5 protein-coding genes and 1 pseudogene are annotated in these 6,000 nt (G+C 71.4%); 2 read left to right on the top strand and 4 right to left on the bottom strand.

Annotated elements, in window-relative coordinates:
* Nucleotides 1–198: 198 nt before the first annotated feature.
* Together ACZ518_RS29200 and ACZ518_RS29195 are read right to left on the bottom strand one after the other, a co-directional pair.
* The gene (locus tag ACZ518_RS29200; protein ID WP_469115998.1) at nucleotides 199–336 is read right to left on the bottom strand and encodes a hypothetical protein; all 138 of its coding nucleotides are present in this window, start codon (nucleotides 334–336) and stop codon (nucleotides 199–201) included.
* Nucleotides 337–831: 495 nt separating this feature from the next.
* The gene (locus ACZ518_RS29195; protein ID WP_469115997.1) at nucleotides 832–1,182 is read right to left on the bottom strand and encodes a hypothetical protein; all 351 of its coding nucleotides are present in this window, start codon (nucleotides 1,180–1,182) and stop codon (nucleotides 832–834) included.
* Nucleotides 1,183–1,775: 593 nt separating this feature from the next.
* Here ACZ518_RS29195 and ACZ518_RS29190 point away from each other — a divergent pair.
* Nucleotides 1,776–2,243 (top strand): GNAT family N-acetyltransferase, encoded by a 468-nt coding sequence (locus tag ACZ518_RS29190; protein WP_469115996.1) that lies wholly within the window; start codon nucleotides 1,776–1,778, stop codon nucleotides 2,241–2,243.
* A 1,033-nt stretch (nucleotides 2,244–3,276) separates the two neighbouring features.
* On the opposite strand, the gene ACZ518_RS29185 is transcribed toward ACZ518_RS29190, so the two are convergent.
* Nucleotides 3,277–4,281 (bottom strand): dienelactone hydrolase family protein, encoded by a 1,005-nt coding sequence (locus tag ACZ518_RS29185; protein ID WP_469115995.1) that lies wholly within the window; start codon nucleotides 4,279–4,281, stop codon nucleotides 3,277–3,279.
* A 118-nt stretch (nucleotides 4,282–4,399) separates the two neighbouring features.
* Here ACZ518_RS29185 and ACZ518_RS29180 point away from each other — a divergent pair, with 118 nt between their 5' ends.
* On the top strand, nucleotides 4,400–5,431 hold the full coding sequence (locus ACZ518_RS29180; RefSeq protein WP_469115994.1) for a GlxA family transcriptional regulator: 1,032 nt from the start codon (nucleotides 4,400–4,402) through the stop codon (nucleotides 5,429–5,431).
* A gap of 427 nt (nucleotides 5,432–5,858) precedes the next feature.
* Here the strand turns inward: ACZ518_RS29180 and ACZ518_RS29175 are convergent.
* Nucleotides 5,859–5,951, bottom strand: a pseudogene (locus ACZ518_RS29175) (SCO6745 family protein); the annotation flags it as partial.
* Nucleotides 5,952–6,000: the final 49 nt, after the last annotated feature.

The following is a 6,000-nucleotide window of genomic DNA, read 5'->3' as shown; positions in this document are numbered from 1 at the left end:
CCGGCCCACCCCAACGCCGTCGGCCACCTCCGGATGGCCGAGCACACGCTCCGGGTCCTGGGCCTGGGCACCCTGGAACCGCGCACCTGACGGCGCAGGGGGCGGGCTGGGCGGGCGGTCGGGTTCTCACAGCCTTCTCAGGAACGGGGTCCCGCAGTCCGAGCACTCCAGCGCCCCGCTCTCACGCCAGCTCCTGCATCAGGCCTGCTCCTCCTCTGGCAGGTCCTTCGTCGCGGCCCTTGGGTCGGGGACCTCCACGAGGCGGGCGATGCCCGCGGCGACGGCCTCCTGGACGATCGGGGGAAAGCCGAAGGCGTTGACGAAGCCCCGGCACATCGCCTGCCGGGTACCGGGCGGGACCTCATCTCCGAAGGTGCTGTGGCAGACGACATAGCCGTCTTCGTCAGCGCGCGTCGTCTCGATGAACCCCTGGCGGCGGCCGGCCGGGAACGGGATAGCAGTGGCCGCCGGGTGCGATCTGCCGGTTTCGTGTCAGTGCACGACGTGGGCATCTACCGCCCCATGCCAGCACCCCCACCCCAAAGCACCGTCCCATGTCAGTGAGCCGAATCCGAATACCGCCTCCACCAGCACAAACGGCAGTATCTGACGCAACGTCACTGACACCACCCACTGGCATGGAAGCGGCTCATCGCACCTGACACCGAGCAGGGATCCGCCCCGGCCACGGCCGGGCTTGGGAGCAGGTCGGCGGCCGCCCGGCGCGCTTCCGCGGGCTGTTGCTCCGGCGGCCCCGCGAGCGTCGCCGCCTCCCGTCCGACGGCAGCACAGGCGGGAGCGTGCCCCCGCCTCCCGAGGGCCGCCTGCGGACTACGCGCAGGCCTTGGGCGGGTAGATCATCACGCCGCCGACGGCGGGCACGCAGCGCGTGCCCACCGGCAGCTGCTCCGCGACGCCGAGGCCGTCGACCGGCCCGCCGAGCAGGACGCGGTGGAGGTGGTCGCGCCCGTACAGCACCATGCCGGGGTCGGCCCGTGTACCGGTCAGGCAGACGACGGGGTCGGCGGCGAACCGCCCACCGGCCTCCTTCCCGACCGTCACCGCGGCCGCACTGAGTTCCGCCTCGGCGGTCTCCACCGCGGGGTGGCACGGCGGACACACGATGAGCACCAGGCGGCCGCCCTCGTAACGGCCGCTCCAGTCCACAGCCTCCGCCGACATCCAATCCCTCGGCGCCCGCGCACCGCAGCGCCCGCACCCCAGCCTCGCCCGGCGCGTACGCCCCGGCTTCATCCGTCCCATACCCCGCACGACGCCCCGAAGGCGGGCCCAGTAGCGGCCCGGAACCCAGCACGCTTCAATGCCTGTTTGTGATTCCCCATACCCGCGGGTCTTCATCGATGCCAAGAACGGGCGGGTGAGGATCGGCGTTCGCGGAACGATCGCGGTAGCCGTTCCGCGAACGCAACTCCTGGGATGCTTGGTGAGCCGGTGCCGGGAGGGGCGGACCAAAGCGATGTCGTCTAGGAGGCGGCCTGTCGCCTATTCCCAGCCCGGACGTGCGGACCGTCTCGACCAGCAGCGCCGCCCCGGCCTGCGTGACCACCCCGCGGCCGTTGCCCTCGACACGGACAGACGGATAGCACCCGCAACTCTTCTTCACCTGGAGCGCGCCTGCTTCCTGCTGCGGACAGAGCCTTCGACACGTTCCATCCTCCCAGGCCAGGAGTACACTCACTGAATTTGATCAGCTATCGGACGCCGCACTCGACGAAGTACCACGTCCTCGACCAGCCGCAGGAGCCACCACCGAAATGATCTCCCTCCGCGAAGTACTCGATAGTGATCTGCCCACCTTCTGGGAGCACCTCTCTGATCCCGAGGCGCAGCACGTGGCCGCGGTCACCAGGGGGTACCACTACGACAGGGCGCTCTTCGACAGCTACTGGGCCAGCATCCGTTCCAACCCCGATGTCCTGATGCGCACTGTGCTCGCCGACGATGAGGTGGTCGGCCATGCTGCGGTGTACGGGCCGCCGAACGAACGCGAGGTCACCTACTGGATCGGCCGAAATCACTGGGGCCGCGGCATCGCCACAGCGGCGCTCACGGAGCTGGTCGATCTCGTCGGAACCCGGCCGTTGCACGCCCACGCAGCAGCCGATAACGCAGGCTCGATCCGCGTACTGGAAAAGTGTGGCTTTGTGATCACCGGGCATGGCAGGGGCTTCGGCCAAGCACGCGGCGGCGAGATCGACGAAGTGCTCCTCGCTCTCACCTGAGATCCACGGGCCGTTCCGCCCAGCCTGGGAGGATCGCGGAGACACCCCGGGATCCATCACCTGACAAGTGCCCCCAGCTTGAGGCAAGAAGATTCATCGGAATACCCGCTCCTCCCAGGCCGGCAGTACGGGGTGGTGCCGGGGTAGCGAATGTGCTGGGGAAGACGGGGTGAGCTACGCGACGCGGCCCGACGCACGAGGCTGGCCACCGACGGCCCAGGGTGCGGCGGTGCAGCGGCGGCTCGGGATAGCGGCGCTGTGCAGGTCTACGGCACCTGCTCGTAGGCGACGGTGGTGGGGCAGTCTTCGGCGAGACCCAGGAGCGCCTGTACCTCGGCGTCGTCGGCGGCCAGGTCCCGGCGCAGCTTCGTGCCGACCCAGGTCGCGGCGTAGGTGCAGTGGTAGGAGCCGTCGGAGGGCAGCCACTCGGCCGGGTCCTTGTCGGCCTTGGACCTGTTCGAGGCCGCGGAGACCGCGATCAGCGTGTCCGGGCTGTTCTGGTCGTTCGCGTACGCCTCACGCCGCGTGGCCGGCCACGGCGCCCGTTCAGCTGGCGGGGAGCGTCATTCGAATCGTGCGGTATCCCTGTCTGGCCCCGGTGCATGAGGGGTTCGGGCCGGCCTGTCTGTTGGTGCGGTCGTGGCCCGGCAGGAGCGCGAGTGCCCCGGTGTCGATAGGTGTCAGGAGCGGGCGCCGGCCTCGCTCCGCTTCATGCAGCCGTCAGGAGGACACCCCGCGTCCGGGTCCTCTGTAGGGCACATGCTGGGGTCCTCTGTATCTCCGAAGTCCCCGTAGAGGTAGACCCACACCGTGCACGTCGGATCCTCGGCAAAGGACAGCTGGAGGTATTGCCACGTGTGGCGGTCTCGTCGGGGACGATGAGGCCGTCGCCTTTGGGACTGGCGTAGAAGGCCCAGCGGCCATTGACAGCGGACCATCCCCGCAGGCGCGGGGTCGACACTTTCTGAGCTGGGAGTTTATCGGCCCAGGCAGCTGTTTTCGCTTAGTTGGTTATGGGAGCGGGCGGACAGGACTAGCCAGCGGTTGAAGTCTTTGGTTTCTCTGTTGGTGCGGAGTCTGTCGAGGGCGCGGTACCAGGGGTAGGCGTCGACGTTGCCGTGCTCGGGCTGGTGGGGGTGGAATCCGGGCCCGTTGCCGTGGGCCCGGAGGTGGTGGGCTCCGGCCGTGCGGAGGGTGGCGTCTGCTGCTCTTGCGCCGTTGTCCGGCACCTGGTCATGTGATGCAGGCGGTCGGTGAGGAAGGTGAGGATCGCGTCGCGCGCTTGGACCGTGGGGTGGCCCGCCTCGTCGACGAGGTGGGCGGTGACGACGCTGTGCGGCGTGCCGACCAGGTCGGCGAAGAAGGGCGGCGGCGTCGGGTTGGCGGCGGTGTCCGGGAGGACGCGGCCGTCGAAGGCTTCGCCCAGCAGGGCTCGGTAGGCGGCGAAGCGCTGACCCGTGCACCAGCGGTCGCCCTCGAAGCGGTAGGCGAGGACGGTGAGTCCGTCGCGGTCGAGGCGGTCGCGCACCGCTCGGGCGTCCGCCGGGTCGAGTTCGATTCCGCCGGGGTCGTCCAGCGGCAGCGACGGGTGGTTGACCACCGGGGCGATCACGGCGGGCTCCAGGGCCATGGTGAGGGCGAAGTTCCCCGTGAAGCACAGGCCGATCGCCCCCACCCCCGGCCCGCCGCACTCCGAGTGGGCCTGCCGTGCCAGGCCGCGCAGCCACAGCGTCACCGGGCTGGTGCCACCCCCGGCGAAGGCGCGGAACTCCGCGCTGACGCATGCGCGGCGGACGACCTCCCGGCCGCCCTCGACCGTGGGGAAGGCGCCGTCCGTCCCGAAGAGGGAGGGCACGTGGACGGTGAAGCCGGCGTCCCGCACCCAGCGCGCGAGCCGCAGGACGTCGGGGCTGATGCCCGGCATCTCGGGCAGCACCACGACCGCAGGACCGGCCCCGGCCACGTACACCGTCTTCTCCACCCCCTCCACGGACACGGTCCGGCGGATGAAGTCGGTGAGGGGATCGTCTTCGGTCATGGGGCCAGCCTGACGCGGAACCCGCTGCCGGGTGAGGGGCGGGATCGCCGGGATCGGAGGTGATCTCGCCATACCCTGGGAGGAGGCGGGACCGGGCGCGGGGCAGCAGGGGGTACGGGTGAGGGCGGAAGACGGGCAGCCGGCGGCGGGCGGCGACGGGCCGGGGGATCTGCGGGTCGGGGTCCTGGCGTACCCGGGCTGCTTCGCGTCCGAAGTGTTCGGCGTGCCGGACCTGTTGACGATGGCCGGGCACGTCGCCGGACCGGACGCACCCGGCTACCGGGTGTCGGTCGTCTCGCCCCGCCGCCGGGTCACGGCCTCGGGCGGCGCGAGCCTGGACGTACGGCCCCTGCGCGAGGTCGACGTCCTCGTGGTCCCCGGCTTCGAGCTGCCTGCGGGCACGGATCTCGACGCCCTGCTCGGCCGGCTCGCCCCGGAGACCGCGGTGATCCGGGCGCAGGCCGCCGCCGGCACCGCGGTCGTCTCCCTGTGCGTCGGCGCGTTCCTGCTCGCCGAGGCGGGCCTCCTCGACGGGCGCCGGGCCACCACCTCCTGGCTGCACGCCGGGGAACTGGCCCGGCGCTGTCCCGCAGCGGAAGTGCAGCCCCAGCACCTGGTCGTCACCGACACGGGCGTGACGACCACGGCCGCCTTCAGCGCGATGTACGACTTCGCGCTGGACCTGATCCGCCGGCACCACGGCGCCCGCGTGGCCCGGACCACCGCCCGTGTCGCGCTCCTCGACGACGCGCGGACCTCCCAGACCCCGTACGTCGATCCCCGGCTCCTGCCGCAGCCCGGCCGGGAGTTCTCGCAGCAGGTCATGCGGCGGCTCGACCAGAACCTCGACGAGCGCTACGACCTCGCCGCCCTCGCGGACGCCTTCCAGGTAAGCACCCGCACGCTGCTGCGCCGCTTCGCCGAGGAGACCGGGCACAGCCCGCTGGTCCATCTCCAGGCCGCCCGGGTCCGCCGGGCCCGCCATCTGCTGGAATCCACCGACCGCACCGTCGCCGCGGTCGCGGCGGCCGTCGGATACCAGGACCCCGGCACCTTCGCCGCGCTCTTCGCCCGCCACACCGGCCACCGCCCGGGCGCCTACCGAACCGCGTTCCGCCGGCGCCGCACCGGTACGGTGTGCGCCCGTTAGACGGTGTGCGTGTTGTATGCGCCCTCGCCCCCCCGGGGGGACTTTTGATTCTCTGCCGCATCGGCAAGGGGGTGGCATGACGACGGGAGGACGGACCGCGTGACCGGGGGCCGATCGCGTCCGAGAGAGCGCGTCGGAGGCCGCCGCGCACGCCCCCGGGACCACCGAGCACACCATCGTCCTCACCGGTCACGCCCGGGTCGGCCCGGGCCCACCCCCGACCCGGTTGTGGAGCCTGGGCGCGCACGCTTCGTCGACCGGCTCCTGGCTCCGCTCGTGCACCTCCGCCACGCCGTCCAGTACTACGTGCCGCCCTGGCAGTTGGCGTGGACCGCTCGGCAGTCACCGGGGCCGTCGGTGAAATCCGGACCCGGCCTGCCGAGCGGGACCGCCTGTCCGCCCTCGGAAAGGTGAGCCCACGAGCGGGTCAGACCTTGCCGATCCCCAACGTACTGGTCATGGGCAGCAGCCCCGAGCCGATCACCGCGACCCAGAAGTCGCCGAGCAGGGCCGCGAGCCGCATGGCCAATTGGGACGAACAGGGTGCCACGGCCCGTCAACGCCGGCCA

This window comes from Streptomyces sp. NPDC033966 (assembly GCF_055575955.1).
Note: the sequence above shows the minus strand (reverse complement) of the source record. Positions and strands in the feature narration are given on the sequence as shown.

What these genes read in the sequence shown, in the direction of transcription:
- ACZ518_RS29190 (WP_469115996.1), top strand. Translation starts at nt 1,776, where the DNA reads ATGATCTCCCTCCGCGAAGTACTCGATAGTGATCTGCCCACCTTCTGG.
- ACZ518_RS29195 (WP_469115997.1), bottom strand. Translation starts at nt 1,182, where the DNA reads ATGTCGGCGGAGGCTGTGGACTGGAGCGGCCGTTACGAGGGCGGCCGC.
- ACZ518_RS29185 (WP_469115995.1), bottom strand. Translation starts at nt 4,281, where the DNA reads ATGACCGAAGACGATCCCCTCACCGACTTCATCCGCCGGACCGTGTCC.
- ACZ518_RS29200 (WP_469115998.1), bottom strand. Translation starts at nt 336, where the DNA reads ATGTGCCGGGGCTTCGTCAACGCCTTCGGCTTTCCCCCGATCGTCCAG.